21 protein-coding genes and 2 pseudogenes are annotated in these 21386 nt (G+C 51.7%); 6 read left to right on the plus strand and 17 right to left on the minus strand.

Annotated elements, in window-relative coordinates; all coding sequences use genetic code 11:
• Positions 1–178: 178 nt before the first annotated feature.
• The 6 genes from V5735_RS19010 to V5735_RS19035 form a co-directional block, all read right to left on the minus strand.
• On the minus strand, positions 179–673 hold the full coding sequence (locus V5735_RS19010; RefSeq protein ID WP_423746613.1) for a hypothetical protein: 495 nt from the start codon (positions 671–673) through the stop codon (positions 179–181).
• Positions 674–676: 3 nt separating this feature from the next.
• Entirely contained in the window at positions 677–1360 is a 684-nt protein-coding gene (locus V5735_RS19015; protein ID WP_423746614.1) for a nucleotidyltransferase domain-containing protein, read from the minus strand.
• Positions 1361–1711: 351 nt separating this feature from the next.
• A complete protein-coding gene (locus tag V5735_RS19020) occupies positions 1712–2665 on the minus strand; it encodes a hypothetical protein (RefSeq protein ID WP_423746615.1) in 954 nt (317 codons plus the stop codon).
• Positions 2666–3046: 381 nt separating this feature from the next.
• Positions 3047–3379 carry a hypothetical protein gene (locus V5735_RS19025; protein ID WP_423746616.1) on the minus strand — a complete coding sequence of 111 codons (333 nt, stop codon included), beginning with the start codon at positions 3377–3379 and terminating at the stop codon, positions 3047–3049.
• A complete protein-coding gene (locus V5735_RS19030; RefSeq protein WP_423746617.1) occupies positions 3376–3810 on the minus strand; it encodes a hypothetical protein in 435 nt (144 codons plus the stop codon). Before V5735_RS19030 ends, V5735_RS19025 begins: the two co-directional genes overlap by 4 nt.
• A gap of 377 nt (positions 3811–4187) precedes the next feature.
• Positions 4188–4682 carry a hypothetical protein gene (locus tag V5735_RS19035; RefSeq protein WP_423746618.1) on the minus strand — a complete coding sequence of 165 codons (495 nt, stop codon included), beginning with the start codon at positions 4680–4682 and terminating at the stop codon, positions 4188–4190.
• Between the two features lie 210 nt (positions 4683–4892).
• Between V5735_RS19035 and V5735_RS19040 the strand changes: the two genes are divergently transcribed.
• Positions 4893–5153: a hypothetical protein gene (locus V5735_RS19040; protein ID WP_423746619.1), complete on the plus strand. Its 261-nt coding sequence runs from the start codon at positions 4893–4895 to the stop codon at positions 5151–5153.
• Between the two features lie 227 nt (positions 5154–5380).
• Here the strand turns inward: V5735_RS19040 and V5735_RS19045 are convergent, their stop codons facing one another.
• A complete protein-coding gene (locus tag V5735_RS19045) occupies positions 5381–6517 on the minus strand; it encodes a hypothetical protein (RefSeq protein WP_423746620.1) in 1137 nt (378 codons plus the stop codon).
• A 231-nt stretch (positions 6518–6748) separates the two neighbouring features.
• Between V5735_RS19045 and V5735_RS19050 the strand changes: the two genes are divergently transcribed.
• From V5735_RS19050 to V5735_RS19060, 3 genes and pseudogenes are all read left to right on the plus strand, one after another.
• Positions 6749–7105 (plus strand): hypothetical protein, encoded by a 357-nt coding sequence (locus V5735_RS19050; protein ID WP_423746621.1) that lies wholly within the window; start codon positions 6749–6751, stop codon positions 7103–7105.
• A 12-nt stretch (positions 7106–7117) separates the two neighbouring features.
• Positions 7118–7402: pseudogene (locus V5735_RS19055) on the plus strand (AAA family ATPase); the annotation flags it as partial.
• A 285-nt stretch (positions 7403–7687) separates the two neighbouring features.
• Entirely contained in the window at positions 7688–8017 is a 330-nt protein-coding gene (locus V5735_RS19060; protein WP_423746716.1) for a type I restriction enzyme HsdR N-terminal domain-containing protein, read from the plus strand.
• A 127-nt stretch (positions 8018–8144) separates the two neighbouring features.
• On the opposite strand, the gene V5735_RS19065 is transcribed toward V5735_RS19060, so the two are convergent.
• On the minus strand, positions 8145–8654 hold the full coding sequence (locus V5735_RS19065; RefSeq protein ID WP_423746622.1) for a hypothetical protein: 510 nt from the start codon (positions 8652–8654) through the stop codon (positions 8145–8147).
• Between the two features lie 116 nt (positions 8655–8770).
• Here V5735_RS19065 and V5735_RS19070 point away from each other — a divergent pair.
• Positions 8771–9452, plus strand: a pseudogene (locus tag V5735_RS19070) (IS6 family transposase).
• Positions 9453–10052: 600 nt separating this feature from the next.
• Here V5735_RS19070 and V5735_RS19075 read toward each other — a convergent pair.
• The 7 genes from V5735_RS19075 to V5735_RS19105 form a co-directional block, all read right to left on the minus strand.
• Entirely contained in the window at positions 10053–12029 is a 1977-nt protein-coding gene (locus V5735_RS19075; RefSeq protein WP_423746623.1) for a DNA gyrase C-terminal beta-propeller domain-containing protein, read from the minus strand.
• Entirely contained in the window at positions 12022–12630 is a 609-nt protein-coding gene (locus V5735_RS19080) for a hypothetical protein (RefSeq protein WP_423746624.1), read from the minus strand. The genes V5735_RS19075 and V5735_RS19080 overlap by 8 nt, the downstream gene beginning before the upstream one ends.
• On the minus strand, positions 12627–13973 hold the full coding sequence (locus V5735_RS19085; RefSeq protein WP_423746625.1) for a DNA methyltransferase: 1347 nt from the start codon (positions 13971–13973) through the stop codon (positions 12627–12629). The genes V5735_RS19080 and V5735_RS19085 overlap by 4 nt, the downstream gene beginning before the upstream one ends.
• Before the next feature lie 127 nt (positions 13974–14100).
• Positions 14101–14523, minus strand: a complete 423-nt coding sequence (locus V5735_RS19090; protein ID WP_423746626.1) for a hypothetical protein — start codon at positions 14521–14523, stop codon at positions 14101–14103.
• A gap of 20 nt (positions 14524–14543) precedes the next feature.
• Positions 14544–16541 carry an AAA family ATPase gene (locus V5735_RS19095; protein WP_423746627.1) on the minus strand — a complete coding sequence of 666 codons (1998 nt, stop codon included), beginning with the start codon at positions 16539–16541 and terminating at the stop codon, positions 14544–14546.
• On the minus strand, positions 16531–16734 hold the full coding sequence (locus V5735_RS19100) for a hypothetical protein (RefSeq protein ID WP_423746628.1): 204 nt from the start codon (positions 16732–16734) through the stop codon (positions 16531–16533). The genes V5735_RS19095 and V5735_RS19100 overlap by 11 nt, the downstream gene beginning before the upstream one ends.
• 43 nt (positions 16735–16777) lie before the next feature.
• On the minus strand, positions 16778–18799 hold the full coding sequence (locus V5735_RS19105) for a DEAD/DEAH box helicase family protein (RefSeq protein ID WP_423746629.1): 2022 nt from the start codon (positions 18797–18799) through the stop codon (positions 16778–16780).
• A 189-nt stretch (positions 18800–18988) separates the two neighbouring features.
• On the opposite strand from V5735_RS19105, the gene V5735_RS19110 reads away from it, so the two are divergent.
• Positions 18989–19180, plus strand: coding sequence for a hypothetical protein (locus tag V5735_RS19110; RefSeq protein ID WP_423746630.1), 192 nt, complete (start codon positions 18989–18991; stop codon positions 19178–19180).
• Positions 19181–19573: 393 nt separating this feature from the next.
• Here the strand turns inward: V5735_RS19110 and V5735_RS19115 are convergent, their stop codons facing one another.
• Positions 19574–20071, minus strand: a complete 498-nt coding sequence (locus V5735_RS19115) for a hypothetical protein (RefSeq protein ID WP_423746631.1) — start codon at positions 20069–20071, stop codon at positions 19574–19576.
• Positions 20068–21363, minus strand: coding sequence for a hypothetical protein (locus V5735_RS19120; protein WP_423746632.1), 1296 nt, complete (start codon positions 21361–21363; stop codon positions 20068–20070). Before V5735_RS19120 ends, V5735_RS19115 begins: the two co-directional genes overlap by 4 nt.
• Positions 21364–21386 lie beyond the last annotated feature (23 nt).

Here is a 21386-nt window from a genome sequence, read left to right on the forward strand (position 1 = left end):
GGGTGGTGGTGTGGTTCGAGCGGAGGTTCTGCGAACCCCCGTGATTACAACGCTATAATTAGCGTCCTCCGTTTCCTCCCGCATTGGCTTCGTGGGCTCGCATCCACCCAGCGAGGTCGGGATGCGCGAACGTGATCTCGATGTGGTGACCACCGACCGTGTTAGAACATCAGGCAGTTCACTCACAGACGCATTCGTGGCGGACTCGAACGAGATCCATAATGTAGCTGTGCGTGTGGGTTGCTAATTTGAGAAGCGCTGTTGCCCGTTCCTGTGTAGCTAGTCCGTCCTGGTAGTACGTTTGCGCTCGATTCATCCGCCACAGATCAACCAGTCGAGTAGCAATTTCGTCACTGATAAATCCAACTTCTGCGCTCCGCTTGATTGCAGTCGTATGTGATTGTGGTGGATTCGAAGGGTCGTGATGCCCTTCGTGAATCAGCCAAAAGAGAAGCGTCTTCTCGATCGATGTGAACGCTGCTTCAATGGTCAGCGTGTAGTATCCATCCGATAGAAGTCGGTCTGCACCTGAGATCGATCGACACGCTTTGCGGAGCTGGATGAGACCGGCATCAGAAATATCGAGCCCTTCTTCTGGTTGCTGTCCGCCCCACCGGAATGCTTCTTCGGCCTCAGTGAGCAAGGGCTCGATGTCGTCGAGTTCAATGGGCATCGATCAGACCTCCTCCGATTCATCAACATACACTGCCGCTCGAACTCGTTGAAAACCCTCTCTTTGATGCAATATGAGGCCTTCATCGAAGATCTCTCGGAGTTTTGCACCATACTGTGTTGCGCTTTCCGGCGTTTCGACAAGCACCTCGAACTCATATCGATCGCCATCAAAGGATTGGTCTTCGAGGCTCCGCGCTATCTGGTTTGCAATCCGTCGTCCGTAAGTGTGGTTCCCGTCGATAATAACGAGGAGGTCGATGTCACTACTTCGATCGGCGGTCCCGCGAGCAACACTGCCGAAAAGGATGACACCCACGAGCGTTTCAACATCGTCTGATTCTGCAACTTGCTGCTGTAACTCGGTGAGAAATGCTTCGATCGGTTTCCGGAACTCACTCTGGGAAACCGAAAGGAGTGGATCCGGTTTGTGAAGGTGGTCGTGATCGATCCGAATTTGAGCGGGTCGGCCAGCATCTTGTGTAACGACACCCAATTGTTCGAGCAGGTCGATTGACCGAGAAACCGTTGAAATATCCGTCTCTGTTACCTTTGCGAGTTCCTTTTGGGTGAAGTCTTGATGAGGCTCATTCACGAGATGGTGGAGAATGTCCTGCATCGCTTGATACCGGAACACTCGCTCATCCGGGAACGGAAAATCGAGGACTACTCCCGACTGTGTTTGCATACTCCACAAGTGTTTGCAGGATATGCAAAAACATTGTGGTCGAATTGTTCTTCGGATGGTTGTCCGAGAACGCTCCTGTTCAGCTACCCTGTCTCTGCATTTCTTGTTCGAGTGAAAGCCCTTCGGTCGCTCGGTGTTTCATACTTCCCGACCACAGACACGGTGGCCGGTACCAGCTCTCCCCCTCCCGCTGGTTTGTAGCCGATAGATGCCGATACAACTGCCGTACTCACGAGTAGCCGTACGGCGTCTGTCTCGAACTGTGTCAATTCGGGACGTCCACGACCGCGTTCGTGGTGGTGATCGTGTTAGAGTTGTGTCCCTCTCGGGCGTGTTTTCGTCCCAGCCACGCTACTCTCCGGCAACCCCGTCTGTGGTCGGATTACCGTCCGCGTTCTCTTTCGTTACCTCGCCGGGAAGCTCGACATCGTCTTTCAACACGAGACGCGTCTCTTGATAGCTCAATCCGTCTTTGGATCGCTGGCGTTTGATTTTCCCGAGCCGATTCTTCGAAAGTTCATGCATCGCGTCCATCGTCCGGCGGGCGAGTTCCTGTGAGTATTTTTTGCTCACGCCAGACTCCTTGAGTCGAATCCACTCGGCGAGGTCAGAGGCGTCTAAGTAGGCCCGAATCTCGCCACTGCCCTTGGACCAGAGTGAATACCGACTCGCATCGTCACGCTCACGCCACGCCTTCCCCGCGAGTTCGTCGGGTTTTCGATTGGTCACCGACGCAAGCATTTCGTCGTCATAGCGGGCTAATCGCTGGAGTGGGAGAAGATCAGCCGTCGAATGGGCAACGCTGCCACCGCGACCGAGCGCATCGTCCTCACCGGGGAGTCGGAAGTAGGTCTTGCCGTCGTCTTTGGTGATGCATTCGAGTTTACTCCCTTCGACACTGATTCGGTCTTCTTCGACGTTTCCTGCGAGCAAATGTGCGCCTTTCTCGAACTCGCGTGCTTGCAGTTCATCGACCCGCTCGTCGCAGGATTGTGTCTTGCGAGTAATCGCCTTCCTGTGCGCTTTCGCTTCGTCCGCCTCGGATTCTAGGTCTTTGATGCGTTGTGCAAGCTCCTCGATTCGGGTAACGCTCTGTTGAACGGTCATACGGAGCTCTGCGATTCGCTGGTTTTTCTGCGTAAGTTTTGCTTCAACCTCGTCGATCTGTTTGTCTTTCTCGGTGACTTGCTGTTCGAGGCCGTCGATGCGGTCGGTGAGCGACTGAACGTGGTTGGCGAGGTCGCTGACCGAGACATCGTTGTCATCGAGAACACTGGACACTCCGGACGTAGTGGTGTCACTCATTGGCAGCCACCTCCACTGCGGCCGCAGTGTCCTCTGTTGGCGTCGAGAGACGCGGCAGGTGGGCGATGGTAGTGAGCGAACCGATACAACGGGCAGTCGTGTCAGTGGCGGTGTGCGTGTACTCGAGAACAGTCATGGCAGAATCGGGCTGACTGGAACAGTGGTAGGTGGCTTGTTGAATGTCGTCCTGTGCAGTCGTGGTGATTGGTGGAGCCGTTAGGACGAGATACGGGCCGCAGTGTGTCGGTGGGTTCGTTGCTTTGACGGTGAGAATTGTCCGTGGCAACTCCGTGGTCGTGATGCGAACGCAATCACTCGGTTCGAGGTGTGCAACGAGTGCCTCGGCATCGCGTGGGTTCAACGGCGCGGGCGCATATCCCCTCACGCCTGTTCACCTCCGGTCGGATTGACGATGCACTCGACCGTGGCGTACGTGCGCAACCAGGCGTACTTGCCGGAGGGCGTTCGACCGTACCGATCGAGATCGGCCTCGGTGTGCTCGTACTCGTCGTAGTAGCGGTACTGCAGCCGGTACAGGTCGTTCGATGGCGTGGCGACGTACAGAACGTGCTCGCCGGGCTCAGGACCACGACAGGAGAGTGTGGGCTCCGAATGCTCACACTGATAGACGATACCCGTGAGCGTACGCTGTTGCGTGTGGATCTGAATCGGGTCTGTACACTCTAACGCGAGGACCGTTCGCTGGTCGGTCATTGGTCGACCTCCTGTTTTTCGCGAATGCGCTCACAGCGCTGGCAGGGTGCGAGGAAGTGGTCGTGGGCGTACTGGCGAGTACGCGTGCAGAACGACTGGCCGGCACCGAGTGAACAAAGCGGTGTGTTGTCGCTATCGGGTTCGTGGTAGGCGTACGTGTTGTACCGTTTGTGTTCACGGACGAGAACTGGATCGTCGTCAGGGAACGGGCTGGTCTCGATGCGGTGTGCGAGTTCCTCTCTGTTTACGCTGTGGAACTGTTTGGCTAGTTTGCAGGAGTGTGCGCCATTGCACTGCACGACGTACGTGCCACAATCGGGGCACTGCTCGAACGTGGCTTCGATCTCGGCTTCGGTGATTTCGTTGTCTGGTGACCACTCGCTGTGGTCGTCTCTAGTGGGAGTGCGCGGTGGCTCACGATTGTGGGCCATTATGCTCGCCTCCACTGGTAGAGATGCTTGTCGGGGATCGGGAGGGCTGTGTGTTCAGGGGTGTGGTCTGTCGGGAGTCGTCGTTGCTTGCTGGGGTTCCGTGGTGTGAGTTTCATGGGGTGGAACCAGGTGTGGCGTTGCCGGTGGCTGGTGCTCGTGGAGTACGGTACGGTATCGCCGCGTTTGGGCCGATAAGGATACGCCCGCTGGCGTTTCAGGCTCGTTTGCCTTGGTTGCAGGTTTTCGACTAGGGAGAAATAGTTTACGCACACACTGACCGATTCTGAGAGGGAATCGTTCTGACTCACGGACAGATCGTCGTGGGTTTGTGTGCCGACAGCTAGCGCTCTTTGGAAAGGGCGTTCGGTGGGGGACATCTACGCGTGCACCTCAGTTGCGGTGGTGTGGGTGGGGGCGTCGATGTCGTAGCATCGCTCGAGGATGTGCTGGTAGTGTGTGCGGGTTTCTGTGTGGGTTTCACCCGGTGGCGTCGAGGGGAGGTTCGGATTGCCCGTTTTGGTGGTGGCGACCGAGCGGTAGGTGTCGGTGTCCTCGGGAATCTGGAAGCCCTCCTCGCCGTAATCGATCGGGAGACGACGTTCGAAGAATTGCTGACAGTCCGACGTGGCGTAGATGCAGTACAAGTAGGGTTCTTTGTTGGTGGTCTTGGTTCGGGTTTGAAAGCCCACGCGGAGTTCGACGAGGTACGCACGAGTGATTGTCTCGTCGCTGGTGGGTGTGGGTTGGTCGGGGTCCTGGGCGGCGGTGTCGGGAGTGGGTTCGAGGCGCTTGACGGGGTGGAAGGTTTTCTCGCCGAATTGGGCCTTGAGGGAGAGCAGCCCGCCGTTGGGTTTCTCGTCGAAGGACGCCATTAGCTGAGTCCTCCGGAAACAGGTGGTTGGTAGTCGATGCGTTTTTCTACGAAAGGGGTATTGCTAGTCATGCTTCTGTGACCTCAGAAGCGCGGTCGGTGTTCCTGCACCGGCCTTTTGAGGCGAGACCGCACTTCCTACTCGGTAGTCTATCCGCATGCACCTTAACACTTGTTGTATAAGACAAGGTTGTCTCATGGGACAAATAATATGAAGGACCGTATCCAACAGGTTGTTATGATGAGTAGACCACTGTCCTCACATATGGCAACAGGTCGAGCACTAACTACCGAGAGTGAGCGCGAATACATTTCTGGAGAACACGGTGAGCAAAGACGGTATGAAGCCATCTCTCGCGTGAAATCTCGTATCAATCAGCCACTCATTGAAGACATACAACTCTTTAAAGAACATGCTCCAAAGCTATTTGATGAACTGCAAGAGGCTGTCTGTGAGGTTAATCAGGAATAATCTTGTCATCTTTACCGTTCGTATGCGTTTTCGAGACCCAATTTCCGCGGATATTGAGTAGAATATGTTCGTACCATAAGCAACCGCCCCACCCGACCTTTGAAGACAGCTCCGATTTTTGCCCAGTCATATCGGTTTGTTAGTGATTAACATAAAAATGGCAAATTGAAAGATTGTTTGGGAGTAAAGGTAGGTGTTTAGGTAAACAGAGGGGTGAAGCGAGGAATCTAAGAAATGTACTGAATATAGTCATCAAAGTGTCTTTTCGAATTTATTACTTTCTCATCAGTTATGAATTCTGGGTTAGTTGCATAATCCTCAAGCTGTGACTCTATTGACTCAGAATCTCTCCCCGAAAAAATTGATAGCTTGACATTATCTCTAAGATTATTTTCTAATGTTTCTATAAATTTTTCATCTTGCTCACGGACTGAGCAACCGATAAACACGACTTCATCTGACTTAGAAAGCATCTCTCCAGCGAATTTCCAGACTCGTTTGTAATCAGATATCTCCTCGAAATTTTTATTTTCTGCTAAGGGAGGTACGATAGCAATCTTGCTCATCGGATTGCTGTTGAGGAATTCTCTATAACTGGTACGTCTCAATCTATCTATTGAATATACCTCAACTGAGGTTTCGGGGTGTGTATACGAGATCCCTTTTAGATGACGTACTTTTATAGAATTCGAGAAACCCTTTTCAGGACGCATATCTGTCGGATTTATCCAATTGATTGAACCATGCACTTTTGCTACTGGAACATAGTCCTTTGGATAGTCTATATCTAATTTATCATGTATCCCTGTATAAATTGCTATCATATCTCTTTTTTGTGCAGCACATTCTAAGAGTACGTCATAATTCAGACTTATAAAATAAGCGTCTTCATTACGGGTTTTGCGTAGCAATTTCCGATAATTATTTCTTATTATTTTATCTGACGATGGATATCTTCTCAGCAGCTCATAAATAAAAAAGTATGTTTCACCAATCACAGAATCAAAAAGAAACAATTCTTCCTCAAGCTCATCACGTCCCTCAAGTATCCTCTCTGACACCAACCTATCGAATCTGTCACTAAATTCATCACGCCGTGAAAACGACCATCCTAAAAATTTCTCTATGTCAATTTTCAAGTCAGCCTCCGAAAGTTGTTCAAACGTTTCTGCATTCAAATTCTCTTTTTCATTAAGATACTTTACGACACCTTCACGAAGACTGGGAAAATTATCCTCTGTTAGAACGTTTTGTTCCCTCGCTTTTACTAAAAATTGCTCAGTTAATGGTGGACAGTCTTTCTCCTCAACATCGCTATTGTATCCATATGACGCACCGGCACCGAAAATATAACAAGTTGCCATCTAACAATACCTATGAATAAATGGTAAATAATTCTTTCTAAAAATATATTATTACTGAATGCTATCTCATAGATTTCTCTTGGAATAAACCCTGTGGGTATAGTCTTTCGAATAGCGTCATTTGAATAACTCATTGTTCTCAGTCCGGACCATAAATACTGAGGGAGATAGAATCTCTGAACTATTGAATTCAAAGCAGGGATTAAGTGGTGTGCGTCTGCGGAGTACTGTATGACTCGCGCTGCGAAGTCGGAGCTAATCGACATTTTCGAGCAGTTCTACCGCGACTATTATGCGGAGGAAATCAGAGAATTCGCTCAAAAGTATCCAACGGAGCCACGATCACTCTATATCGACTGGGCCGACCTCTACCAATACAACGCCGATCTCGCTACTGATCTCCTCGCCCAACCACACCAAGTGCAAGAATACGCCGAAGAAGCACTGCGATTGTATGATCTCCCGGTGGACGTTAGTCTCGATCTAGCGCATGTTCGGATTCACAACCTCGATGAGACAACCGATATCGGTGCTCTCGGTGCCCGACATGTCAATACCTTAGTCGCGGCCGAAGGGATCGTAGTATAGGCATCCGACGTCCAACCTCAAATGCAAGAAGGAGCGTTTGAATGCCAGCGATGTGGTACCCTGACGTATATCTCCCAAACAGGTACTAAAACTCAAGAACCACACGAATGCCAAGGATGCGAGCGACAGGGGCCGTTCCGAATCAACTTCGATCAGTCTGAATTAACCGACGCCCAAGATTTACTGTTGCATGAACTGCCGGGAGCGGCTGCCGGGGGTCTAACCGAACTCTCTGTCCATCTCGAAGACGATATCACAGGTCTCGTCACTGAACAAGAGCGGGTAACAGTGGTCGGCATACTGCGACTCAAACAAGAGGGAGACAGTTCCCGGTTCGATACCTACTTAGATGCTGTTTCTGTTTCAACACAAGACGCTACCAAGTGGGAACAATGGGATGAGTACTTAGACGCGGAACGTCCTGTTGAGCCATTAGAATCGGACACCCTGGAGACATTCGTTACTCGCACCCGGCAGATTCTAGATGAAGGACCAGCACTGGACGAGTTTGGAACACAGACCAAGATCATCACGCCGTTTCTCAACAAATTGGGTTGGAATGTGTACGCACCGGAAGTTCGGATGGAATATCCACGGGACGATGACACAATTGATGATCGAGCGGACTACGTCCTGTTTCGTGATGACAGTCCTGCGGTAACTGTGGAGGCGAAACGCGCTGGTCGCTCGTTGCGTGCTGGTCTCAAGCAGACGAAACGGTACATGCGGCTCATCGGTACGGATTGGGGGCTCGTCACGAATGGCGAACGGTACGTCCTGTTCCGTAGTGATCCAAACAGTGAGGAACCAGCAGAAGAGATTGTATTGGACGCCGAATTAGAGGAGCTACCAAGCCACCAGCATCAATTGGCTGATACCTCGAAGATACCGTCTACCAGTATCGACAATTAATAGACTAAGGCAACCGATACGAGGAATTCTAATGGCAGTGCGTTGGAAGAGAATTGTGCCTCAAGAATACCAACCCTAGAGACAGTTCCATATTCCGCTAGCAAAAGTGTGCTATCGTCGAGTTGATTCAGTTACTAAATTCCTTTATAGGGCCATTTATTTCCTCTTTCAATACTTCTGATCCCTCTCTATATTTATCCAGGATTTCGCGACGGGCGAAATCTGACGGGGCCATATTGCGTTCCTCATAGGCCTGATTAAAAATTGGATTAGCCTCATGAAATTTGTCGAGAGTTTCACTGAGTATCTGTTGCTGATCATTGGTTAGAAAGACACTCGCCTGATTTAGTTTCTGTTCAAACCTCTGCCAAACACTGATGACTTCGTCTACGTCTTCTTTGGTTACGGTTCCATAGCCTATTTTGAGACCCTTTTCAATATAGATCAACTTAGCATGTTCAAGAGCAGCATGTAAATCCATAAGCGATTCTACTTTCCGTTCAAGATAAAATTCAGCGTGCCACCGAATATTCTCCGATTGTTGTTGTAGGTGCGTTTGAAAGAGACTCGCAGCTGCGGTCACAACTGCACCGACGGTTCCGCCGATTGCGGCGGTTATGAGAATATCCGAAACCATATACCAAAGTTTTGCTACTGTGTTGAAAGACTACCGACTATGTGCCCTCTAATGGGTGAGTTCGTATAAACGGCACTGTCTAGATAAGGACGAGCAGGTCGAAGAGCTAGTTGTTCATGCTACTCTCAAACCTGCTCAGGGAGAGTTTAGATACGGCTAGGCTTGAATGTTGGGAGCGTGAGCGGACGGCGAACGCCCGTCAGGGCGTTCGCCGTCCGACTCCACGCGACCGGTTGTTCGCTCAGGGAAACAAAAGGTATTCTCGCGCTCCTCGGCGTAAAACGGTCGCATCAAGCGATTTTTCAATGGGTTCATCGGGTATCTGACAGCGTCTCCGACCCGCCGTCGGCGACGCCGACGTGGGTCGCGGTTGACGAAACCGCTGTCAAAATTAACGGCGAGTGGTCTTGGGTGTACGCTGCAATAGACACAGAAACAAAGTTACTGCTCGATGTCAAAGTGTTTGATCGGCATGGGACCGATCAAGCGGCTGCGTTTCTGTCTGAATTGGCCGAGAAACACGATCTCTCTGACACTGTGTTTCTCGTTGATGGCTATGGCTATCGGACTGCCCTCTTTCGAATTGGATTGAGCGGTCACCTTGATTATACTGAGCGAAACCTTATCGAAAAGTGGTTTCACACGCTCAAACAGCGGATCGACCGCTTTCATACTTCGTGGGTGGGCAGTCGGCCAAGCGTTCAGCAGTGGCTTGAACAATTTGTGCATTACTATAACCATCAGCGACCGCATCAATCGCTCAACAATCGAACACCTGTCGAGGAGGAGCTTAACTAGACAGTGCCAGACGTTATTAATTATTTGAACTACTTCACAAACTAATGGCTTTCGGTGGTGCGACAATCTAAATAGAACTTTGGATCATGCAATCCAGTCGTATTCGAGGATTGATATACGGGAGTTGGCAATTTTTCGCTGTCTAAAGGAACATGATCCCCCGGAAACATTCGGGGTAGTGGAAAATTCCGAGATCGGAGAAAGTGAGAATGAGACAATTCGTGAAGTTTCACAACGGTTAGTAGAGAATCTTATTGAGAATCTAACTGTAGGATAACCACGGAAAACACCGAAATATGATCGGGTAAAGCCCGCCCGAATTCATAAATTATATGTCAACTATGTTGTTGAACGTTAAAATACTTTCGTGACCGAGTCAGTATTAGCCGACCTACGGAATAGCACTGAGCTTGAAGAAAACGGGTCTGCTGTTGCCGACCAAATCTCCAGTGTCGTTAACTGGTCCGGCAGCCGGCTTCGGATGTTTCTATGGAAAATACGATCAATCCGAGTCTTACTTGGAGTAGACCTGATTCAACCTCCGACCACCCACAAAAATATCAGACCATATATTTCTCCCAAGTCATCGAGGAGTGTTGGTTAGGAGACCTCTGTGGATACAGGGACAATGTCCCAACCGATGACTGAATCGTCGTCGTTGAGATTCATGATAATTACACCCTTAGTGTTACGTCCCATCGAGGAGATCCCACTCACCGGCGTGTGGATGAGGTGGCCGTCGCTATTGAGCACAACCAGGTGTTCCTCTTCAGTGACGGTCTCAACGTCTACGAGAGAGCCGTTCCGTTCGTCGATCGCGATGTCTTTTAGTCCACGTCCACCTCGACTTTGGGGCCGGTAGTCGTCTGCATCGGTCCGTTTTCCGTATCCGTTTTTCGTCACAGACAGGATCTGGCTCTCCTCCTCAGGATCGATCACCGACATTCCTGTCACGCCGTCGCCAGACGTCAAATCGATTCCTTTGACACCCCTCGCAGTCCGGCCCATCGGTCGGACTTGGCTCTCGTCGAACCGGATGGTCTGGCCGCCTCGAGACCCGATAATGATGTCACTGTTCCCGTCCGTCCACTTCACGTCACGGAGTTCGTCGTCTTCGAGATCGATCGCGATGATCCCAGTGCTGAGGATATTGTCGAACTCTTCTGCCTTCGTCCGCTTAATATAACCCTTCCGAGTGACTATCGCGAGGAATTCGTGGTCGTCGTCGGTCATCGGAATTGCCACCTCTACCGACTCTCCTTCATCTAAGGGGATGATCTCCGTCAATGGAGTTCCCCCCTCTGAAGTGGTCATATGGGGAATTTCGCACCCATTCAGTTTGTAGACGTTTCCGTGGTCGGTGAATAACAGGACGTGATCGCGTGGGATCGCAACGAACATCGAAGTTGGTTCATCCCCCTCCCCGGCCGGCGTCACCCGTGTCCCCTTCCCGCCCCTGCCTTGAGTCTGAAACTCACTGAGCGACACTCGTTTCATCTTGTTAGATTCAGTAATGACGAACAGGTGTGGCGACCGTGGGACGATTCCGACTCCTTCGATCGCGGCCAACATCGCTTCCATTTCCCCCTTCTCGAAGGACTTGGGGGCCGTCTCTGAATCGTTGATCTCTTCGACTGCTCGACTCAACTTGAAGCGGATCGTCTCCGGGGACCGTTCGAACTTGTGGAACTCGGTGGGGATCGCGTCGAGAATTGCCCCCAGTTCCTCCGCGTCAAAATGGCCAGGATCTAAACCGTCTACTGTGACTTCGGGTACCTGTTCGCGGATCTCCGAACGGAGGTCCTCCATCTGCTCTTCGATTGTCTGAACCCTCGACTCACCAGTGCAGGACTTGCACGGGTCGAGCAGGTCCGGTTCCTGATTGCTCCTTCGGAATTCCAACCCTTTCAAATCGCGGTTACAGAACGTGGTGTGCAGGTCCTTGTATTTGTAGTGATACACTGGCGTCTCGAACCTTATGTACTCGACCTCCAACTGCTCACTCTGGCCCTCTGGGGTGGTATCTGTGTTGACGCTCTCTTCAGTATCTGAACCATCCTCGATCGCCTCTTCTGCAGGGACTGTGCTCGGCTCGGGACGCTGCGGCGTCTCCTCCTCTGGAAGGACATGATGCCAGTTGTCTCCCTGCCGGTCGGCCGATCGCACTTCGGCACCCGACGAGTAGTCGGACACTACTTGGCGACACCTGCCACAGGGGCTGAAGTCCCGATTGTCGGTCACGATGGCGACCTCTGTGACGGGTACCTCACGCTCTGAGTACGCTTTCCACACTGCGAGCTCGAGTGCGTGAATCTCGTGCGAACGCCCCTCTCGGATGGGGAATGCCGAGGAGATGTGTCCGTCTTCCGTACGTGCTGCGACACCGACCTCTCCGACCTCTGCTGCCGTCCTTGCCCACTCGTAGAGTTCTCCCCAGATGTCGATGTCGCTCTGCTCTTCGTCCTTGTCGTCTCCATCAATGGGGATCTCCAACTGCTCTGGAGTGAGTTGACGGACCTTCCCCGTCGTTCGAAGTGCGTTTCGGATGCCGATCGTCGTCTGTATCTGCTTACTCATATTTCTCGAAGGAATCGCGCGTAATTTCTGAGTCGCCGGTCCGGTACAGATGTGAGAACGCCTCGTCACCGAGGTTGTACCCAAATTCCTCGGTGAAGGTCTTTACGACGGTGAACGCCGACGGGTCGTCCACATTGAATCCGTAATCGCGGAGTAAGTAGGCGGCGAGCGATTCTACCGGCAACTTGGTATTACTACATAGTTCCAAACGCGCCAGTTTCCAGTGGTCGTCGATTAACCCCCACTCTGAGTTGTGCCCTCGTTTTTCAATCTCGGCGATCTCCAACAGAGGTGCCGTCGAACGGAGTGACGACGGTGCGTACGTTCCGGCGACGTTCTCGTTGAGCCAGAGCGACTCCAGCGAAGCGTTGGTCGCTTGGGTGAACGGCACAAAGTACGGCGTCTTCGCTCCCTCTGCTTTCACCCGAAGATAGTCGTCAAAGAACTCATTGTATGGGAACGCTAAGCCCGTCGTCTTCCCTTCCAATGCAGCCTGCTGGTGCAGACATAGGTACCCCGGGAACATACGGTGGACGGGCTCATCAATGAGCCGATGGAGGCAGTCTCGGACGACATCGGGTTTCAAGGTATAGGTGGTCATTTCGAGTAGGTTGTTAGCGACTGGTCTTGGTCGATGTTGGATGTGTCCAGGTCGGTCCCAAAGCCGTGGTACCCGAGGCTAAGTGCGACTTGGATCGTGGTGCCGGATCCCGCGAACGGATCGAAGACACGACCTCGCTCCAAGGTGGGCTCGTCGCAATCACACTCCGTCCAGCCAGCCGTTGTCCACTGGGGGAACGTGAACTCTCGGAAGTATCCGCCTAAGATGTCTTTGGCTTCTTTCGCGTACTTTTGGACGTCTTCATCGTTGTTTCCCGCTCCCGATTGGAACTCTTGGGCTTTCCCGACGTCCGAGATCCCAGTCGCCTGGATCGCTCTGATGTGATTGAGTGTAAGCTCGTCGCTCTCTTCGTATATCTCGAGTGCACGCCTTGCCTGTGGCCGATCGGTGTTGAGGTTGGTCAGACCGCGCTTTCGGATACGGCGGCGGGGCGAACCACAGTTCGTGCAGACCGTCGGAGGACAGGCGAGGGTGATTGCTCGCTGAACGAGGTCGCTGGGGAACGGTGCGAGGTGTCCACCCGTGTTCCGGTCGTGACTGATCCGCCAGACATCCCCCGGGTTCGACCCGTTCCCATACAGATTGGAGTACCCGTGTAAGTCGTAGTAGTACTCGTCTTTGTCTAAGACGAGATGGTAGATTGGTTCGTGTCGCGGGACAAGCCTGTCCTTCGCCGACGAGGGTATGCCATTGTCCTTTGCCCACGTGATCTCGTTCCTGATTGTCCAGCCTGCGTCTTGTGCCGCCTTCGCGAAACGACCAGGGATTCCGGTGAGGCTCTTGTTCTTGTAGGTATCCCCGATATTGAGGAAAATCGACCCGGTCGGACGAAGGAATGTCTTCCAGTGTTCCAGTGCGTCGATCAAATTCTCAATATACTCGTTGGGAGTCGACTCCTGTCCGAGTTGGTCTTGAGTGCCGTAGTCGCGTTTCTTCCAGTACGGAGGAGATGTGACAATCAAATCGACCGAGTTCGCTTCGAGATCGATTGCTCCCTCTTCCTCATCATCTGATTCCTCTTTGGGTCGAACGATGCTCGCGTCGGCCTGTTCAACCATCCAATTGGGGTCTGTATGTGGTGGGAACGGTCCTTGCTCGGTTTTGATTTCGTCCGTCGTCGGGAGGTCACCGTTCTCGAAGTAGGCTTCCAGTTCGCCGACGAGAGTGATCGCTTCATCTGGATGCTCATCAAAGTATCCAAAGAGATTGGTCTCGTCGAGTTCGTCGACGTAGTCGGCAAGCGACGTCTCGTTGTCGCCAGTAGAGACATACCGTTCGATGACCTCGATCGCTCCCCGGACTTCCGCGTCGAACTCCGTCATCTTATCTCGACTCCTGTCGCTGATAGCTTGCTGTCCGGACACACTTCTAAACACAAATCCACTTTCCCCATATTATACTTCCTAATATCCATTATACCAGTCGTCCGAGTGACATAGTTTCTGCTCATTATACTTCAGATTTGTAAATATCTTTGACCTCCAGCGTAAGCTCACTGAGGGGGTCGTCTTTGGGGCCGAATACACGGCCGTACAGTTCCTTGACCCCAGCGTTCGCGTATTCCTCTGCTATTTCGTAGACGAGACGCTGATCTCGTAGTACTTGCACGTCGCTCTCTTCGTTGACAGCGACAGCCTCTAAAACGGTCTGTTGTGACTCGGACAGCCGCGACCGACCGAAGAACGCGTGTTCTTCGTTCTCGGTGCTCTGCGGCATCGCCTTTTGCCGACCGTAGCCGACGGTGAACATGAACAGATCGTGATTTTCTGCCTGGTAGAATGGTGAGTCTTCGGAGTTTTGGAGCTGTTTGAACAAATCGTAGCGTTCACTATCGATGTGAACGTCACGCCGGGGATCGGTGTCTTCGTACACACGTTCGCGACCACTACTTCTCATTGCTCGACCACCTCCGTGATACCGTCATGATAGTCTAGATGGTATTCGTACGCGACCTCGTCGGTGATGAACGCACGCACGTCATCGCTGTACTCGACATCGGTCATTAAGAATGTCACTTGGGTGTCTTCGAGGTAGTTCGGGACGTTCTGAGCGATCAGTCTCTTTGGATCACTCGAAATTCGACCGAGCGGGGTGTCAATCACGATCGGAGCGCTGAACCCAGAAATCTTCGACAACGCCGCCATGAACGCCAACGCGAGCACTTGTCGTTCCCCCGCGGCGAGTGATCCGAGGTTCTTTCGTCCGTCCTGATTGTAGAGTTTTACCTCGTAATCTTCGGTTAGGGCCACTTCGTAGTCTTCGTCTTTCCAGATTAGGTCGTTGTAGTACCGCTCGAGTCGGTGCTCCGTCTGCGTGCGAACCTTGTCGAGGATGTCGTGTTTGATGTGCTCAAGGGTGTCTGAGGCGGACTCAACGAACACGCTCTTGTGTACCAGCCGCTCGTTTTTCCGCTGCTTTTTCATCGCCTTCCTCCACTCTTGCCTGCGCTCTTCAATCACACCGTTCTGTTGTTTTATCTCCCCGTTGAGTTCACCAATCTCCATGCTCATCTGATTCACTCGCCCGGAGAGTCGTTGACGCTGCTTCTCTAACTTGACAGCCTCCTCGTTGTCGATAGTATCTTCGTCTTCAAGTTTGAGCGAAATGCGTGACAGCTCGGCCTCCTTGTCGTCGATCCAGTTTCGAATCTCTTCGACTTTGCTCTTATCCGCAATCAGATCGTCGATCAGCGACTCGCCTTGCTTCAATGTCCGTGTCATCCGAAGTCTCCCATCGATCACTTGATGGCCATTCGAGGAGTTCTCTTTAAGGAGGTCTTCGATGTGACCGCGGGCGTCATCGACTTCTGAGAGGTTCGTGCCACAAAGACACTTGCCACGAGTCAGGATGCTGTCCAACAACTCCTCAGTCAGTCCTGGGAGGCCATCCTCTGTTGATTCGTACTCTTCGATGGCCGAGATGGCGTGCGTGAGCGCGTCCGCGTTGTAGGCGACCCCACCAGCCTGTGCAAGACTGGTTCCCACCTGAGCTCTTGCTTCAGTCAATTGGTTCTCTTTCTCGTCCAGCTTACCGTCGAGGAACTCTCTGCGCTGCTGCATGTCACGGACATCTTCGTCACCACTCGCGGAGAGATCGTCGTTAATCCCTTCAACCTTAGTTTTGGCTGTTTCGAGTTCAGAGGTGAGGTCATTCCGCTTCTTCTCGAGTCGACCTAATTCCTGTTCTGCCTTTTCTTTCCGCTTCTGTAGCTCAGCCACGTCGCCACCAATATCCGACGATTCTCGCTCGAAGTCTTGGCGAATGACGTTGAGGTGTTCAACGGCGTTGTTCAGCAACTCGACGTGGGAGACGTCGAGGACTGCCTTTTTTACTCTGGGCGCATAGCCTTCGGCGAAGAACTCGTCGAGCTGTTCCCCGTCGAAGAGGAAGTACTGGTGGACGTGTGTGGGAAGGATCTCCCGGAGAATATTTTCGGGTTGAGGGATGGGTTGCCAGTCATTTCCTCCGAATCGCTGTCTCAGTTTGAGCTCTCCCAGTGAATTGTTATACTGGGGCTCACCCGATTCGTCGTCGTCCGGCTTCCGAGCGGTGGTGAACGATCGACGGAACGCGTACTCCGGATCGTCCTTCCCTAATTTGATCTCGACAAATCCTTCCGCCGACTCTCCAGGTGAGAGACTGTCTAACCTCCGTATGTTCACGTACGGATCGGATTTTAACGAGTCACCACTATGGGCGTCGGTGTGAGCCTCTTCACCGTAGAAACACAGCGTAATCGCATTCAAAATATTTGACTTCCCTGCACCGTTCTGTCCAACGATGACGTTGATGTTCTCGTCATCGGTTGTTTCAAGTGGGATGATAGTCTCTCCTTCGTACTGCCGGTAGTCTTGGAGCTTCAACTCGAATATTTGTACGTTATCCATCATCGAACTCCTCGATCGATTCATCCTCGATGTAGTCTTCGACGAGCGATTTGTATTCATCCTTGTATTTCGCTCGATGCTCATCGAGAATCTTGCGCTCATGTCGAAGAATTGTCGTCAAGAACCGCTGGAGGTCGTCGTCCTCGACCTCCTCCAACCGATCTAAGATGAGGGAATGAACTTCAGAATCGTTCATATACTGGAATACTTATGGCCATGACATAATTAGTTTTCCTAAACTAGATCCCGTACTCTATTCGCACCTCTTCAAGACGGTTGCGTGCCGCGTGCTCATTCTCGGCTGTCGCAGCGAACTCTTCGAATCGACGGAGCTCCTTTTTCAGGATGTTTTCCTCGGATTTGGCGATGGCATCGTCAGGAGTCAAGGTTGGGACCACGACAATGTCGTAAATCGTCGCGAAGTCTTTCCCTTCGGATTGCCGGAGTACCCGTCCACGTCGTTGCACGAACTGCATTGGGTTGCCGCTATTCGACATCAACACTGCGGTCCTCGTCGCTGGGACATCGACGCCTTCGTCGAGACACTTCATCGCCACCAGAGCGTCCCATTCACCCTTTCCGAACCGGTCCAGTAGTTCTTCCCGCAGATTGTCGTCTTCCTTGTAGGTAAATTTGTGGTGGATGATGCCGTATTCGTTGAGAATCTCACCGACCTTCCCAATCTGTTGGGGGTTGGTGTACACCAGGAGGTGCTTTGGGTGCCCAAGTGAGTCGAGTATCTTCCGAAGTGCATCATATTTCCCGATTGCCCGCTTCACAATTGTTGCCCGCTGTGACTGGAGGACTTGCTGGGCTTCTTCATCGGTCTCATCGTCAGCGTAAGCAGCAGCGACCTTTCGAGTCATGATCCGATACTCTTCCAGTTCGTCTTCATCCATCTCAACGATGATAGGATGATATTCGTACGGAGTGAGATACTCTGGGATTGCATCCTCGAGGGTGAATTCGAATGTGACACCGCCGAAGTAATTGAGCAAAAAGTTCGTACCTTCCTCGTCGAAATATCTCTCGGGAGTCGCCGAAAGACCAATACGAGCAGTGTACCCCTCAAGGAGGCCCTCACGCTGATGACTGGAACCGAGTCCATGGACTTCGTCGGCAATAATGATGGCGTTTTTGTCAATATCACCAATCTTCTCCCGGAAATATTCATTCGAGAGTGTGGTATGTGTGGTTATCAGGCAGGTATATTCAGAGATACCGAGTCTGATGTTCGACACGATTCTGGACAGGTCTTGTTTCCAGTCGGGATTGGCCGAACCATAGATATACTTTGGTGTTTCTAAGCCAAAAATCTCCATTTCATTTGCCCATTGTCTAGCGAGATGTTTCTGTGGTACGGCGATCACACAGAGTACCGGACTATCAACCAAATCGATATATTCGCCAAGGGCGGCGAGTGCAGTAAATGTCTTTCCCGTTCCGGTTGCCATCTGAAACAGGCCCTGGCATTCATTTTCAAACCACGCGTCGACTGCCTCCCGCTGATAATCTCGGAGTGTGATCACTGACTTAGCTTCCTTAACCGATGCTGGGGAACTGTATGGTCGGCTGTTTACGTCTCGGAGCTCGGTGATCTCTTCTTTCAGACTTTCAGGTATCGTGTAGATTTCGACATTATTGTCAGCTCCGCTCCAGAGATGATCGAATCTTTTTTCTTGGTAATTAACTCCTTCCTCATCTCGGTTGCTTTCCCAATCGCAGTCGATCGTATACGCCTCGTAGTTTCTCAGGGCTTTCTCGCTGTCATTCTGTGACCCGTGGAAAGCGACTCGGTTCCCTTGGTGATCATACAGTACACCAAATTTGTCGTGAAAATCACCAGATAGATCCCGTGTCGGGACTGCCAACTTTATATCCAGAATTCCATCTGCGATCATCCAGGCGACTGCATTCCTAGTTTCGTACTCGAGATCATAGCGCAGATTGCTTACTGTCTTGCTGAGTGATTCTTTGAGAATGTCGTTTCGCTTTGCTTCATCTCCTCTCTTCAGGGTTTCCCAATCCTTTTTTGTGAGTTTTGGACTTACAATCCACTGCGCAGTCCCCCCACTCTCAGCAAGGTCGACTATCCCTCTGGCTGCCGATTTGACCCAGTTAGTCGTAAAGTAGCCTACACCCCGTTTATACGAAGTAGAACGTGAAAGGAGCGGCACGTAAAAATCCTCAATGAAGTCGTGGGAAGATGTATCGATAACACGGGGTAAGTTGAGGGTCGTGAATGAATCTTTCCCAGTCATTCTTACTGCGAAATGGGAGGTAAGGATATATAAATTTAAAGGACCGCGATAAATTGCCAGACGTAGTTTGATTTCATAGTTTCACAGTCTACCTCATATTATGAACCACACTCATCAGGACGAGCTTATAAAAATCACTACGTCGAAGACCGACGGATTGGCATCCTCCACGAATTCTGCGGGGTGATAATGTACGAGATGGGTGTCAACTACTTAGACTTCAGCGGTGGTTTCAAGGAACGCGGCGTACGAGAGCAGTGGGACGACATCAAGATACGGCTTAAGACCATCGGAGGGGTTGGCATCCCTGAAGCGCACAGCGAACCCGGTGCGCGGTTCTACGTTACTCTGCGAAACCTCCCCCGCCTACGACTCAGCTAATTATGGCGACTGAACGACTGTTGCCAGAGCCAAAATGGCGTAGAACCCGGCTGTAGTCCAGGTTAGGCGGGAAAGGCCGAGGCGTTTGGTTGTATCGTGGCGGTATCCAGAGCCTCGCAGGCTTGCTAGATAGAGCGCAACAAGGAGGAGGATTGCACCATACCACAGGGGATTTCCGAGATATCCCTCCGTAAATGCAGTGAGGCTACAGATCACTATCGTTAGCGGGTGAACTTTAAGAAGGCGCTCATAGTTCGTCTCGCTAATCTGGCGATCCGACGTAACCCCATTCCCGTCGAGACGTGTATCAGCGGGATCAGTATTCCATTCGGCATAGAGGACCATAAGTGCGGAGCCGACGAATGAAAGCCACGTGAGTGACGTGAGATTCATCTATAATAGTGTGAGTTGAATCGTCTCTTGCTTACGGTCGTTCTCCTCGAGTTGGAGGTTCTCGGGGTCAACAACTTTCCGTTCGATATCCGTGGTGATGGTCTCGATGCTAGCATCACCATTCCGATGGAGCTGTTCGTCGTAGATCGCAGTGAACTCGGAGGTGTAGCGTGTTGTTTCGATGTGGGGTTCGATTTCTTCGGCGACTGCCCATTGCATCTCCCGCATATGGCCAAACTCGAGTTGGTGGTCGTTCGGGGTGGATGTGAGTGAAATGTAGATACGGTGTGGCCGGTGATTCTCCACGACCGCTTGGCAGGTTAGTTCGCTGGTTACTGCACAGCGGACAGTATCGGCCTCGTTGAGTGTGCGTACGAATACGGAGACGCCATCCCAGAAACAGTAAGCCTCGCAATCCGCGGTAGTTTGCGCCTTGTGGATGGCTTTATCGATGAGACTACCGATTTGTTTCTGAACATTAACGATTGGGCTTGTCATTCTGCCACCTCCGTTTTCTGCGAGATGTCTGCTATTGTCTCTGCGGCTCGCTTGCTGAACGCTCCTTCAACGGTTTGTTCATATAGTGACGCCAGGTTAGTGCTGTGTACACCTGATATAAGGCCGAAAACACATTGGTTCCCATCACCGGTCGTGTTTGGTTCCCAGGTGAGCGTTTGTTGCTCTCCACCAACGCGGACGAACGTCACATCATTTGGCGGCTCTTCACGAAGGTTAGCCAGTTCGGTGACCGTCGGCGTACCCTCTTCATGATAGGTGATTGTTTGACTATGGCCGTCTAGCTGTTCGGTGGCATGGTCGAGAAATCCCCGGAGTGTTGTGTATCCCTGCCAGGTTGCGGCGGTTCGGTTATCGTAGAATTCGACCCGAATGGGCGCTGTCCCCGGACTCAGAATGCGGTCGAGTGGGGGAGAAAGCATTCGGTCGTAGATTCGAAGCAGTGAGTCGGAAATCTCGAGTTTTGTTTGTTCACTAGGGCGTTGTTGAAAGGTGATACGTCGCTCAAACCAATTAAAAAAGAAGGTTCGTGGGGTCGTGAGAGCGAGGCCGGATGCTTCGACACGTCCGCCGTATATTTTTGTCCCTTCTTCTGAGAGGATGTTTGTGACGTGGGTGCTTTCTTTGGCATTGTTCTGTCCTTCGGCGAGGAATTGGACCTTGTTAAGGACATTATCGGTGGGATAGTCACTGAATGCGATCCAGATTCGGTCATAGCGATCAACGAGGTCAGTTTCGAATTGGGTGTGAAAGCGCCCATCAAACTCTGGTTGGTTCTCTTTGGGGCCGCGGTAATGTTCGGAGGGATCTTGGAAGTCTTCTTTGAGTCGATGAAAGGCAGATGCGGCTTGATCGTCTTCGCGGACTCGGATCGTGAATACATTTGCGTTCGGTCTAAAGACAGCGATCGCTGCAATGTCGTTGTCTGTTCCTTGCTTTGTGAGGAAGATATAAAGATATGTATCGTCGTAGACGCTGGCGGCTAGTTCGAGGGGATGGTCGTGGAAGTTCCCGAGTTCGGTAGTGAAGACGTGTTTTCCGAGTGCTTGGAGATCGTGGTGGTTTGCGCGGGGGGGCTGGTAGTAATGGAGGCGGTTGAGATCATGGGCCAGATTTGTGGTGAGGATTTCGTTCCACTTGTCCCGGCTGAGTGTGAGTCTAGTTAAGTCAGGTCGGAGTTTGGTTTCGGACGTCGAACTTGGGGTTTTGAGCCGATTATATAGTGTATTACTTGGAGGAACGTAGGCGATAGGCTGCATATCTGCGTTGGGCATATCACTACACTCCCATAGGTGAC

Source organism: Haladaptatus sp. SPP-AMP-3, assembly GCF_049568665.1.
GTDB lineage: Archaea > Halobacteriota > Halobacteria > Halobacteriales > Haladaptataceae > Haladaptatus > Haladaptatus paucihalophilus.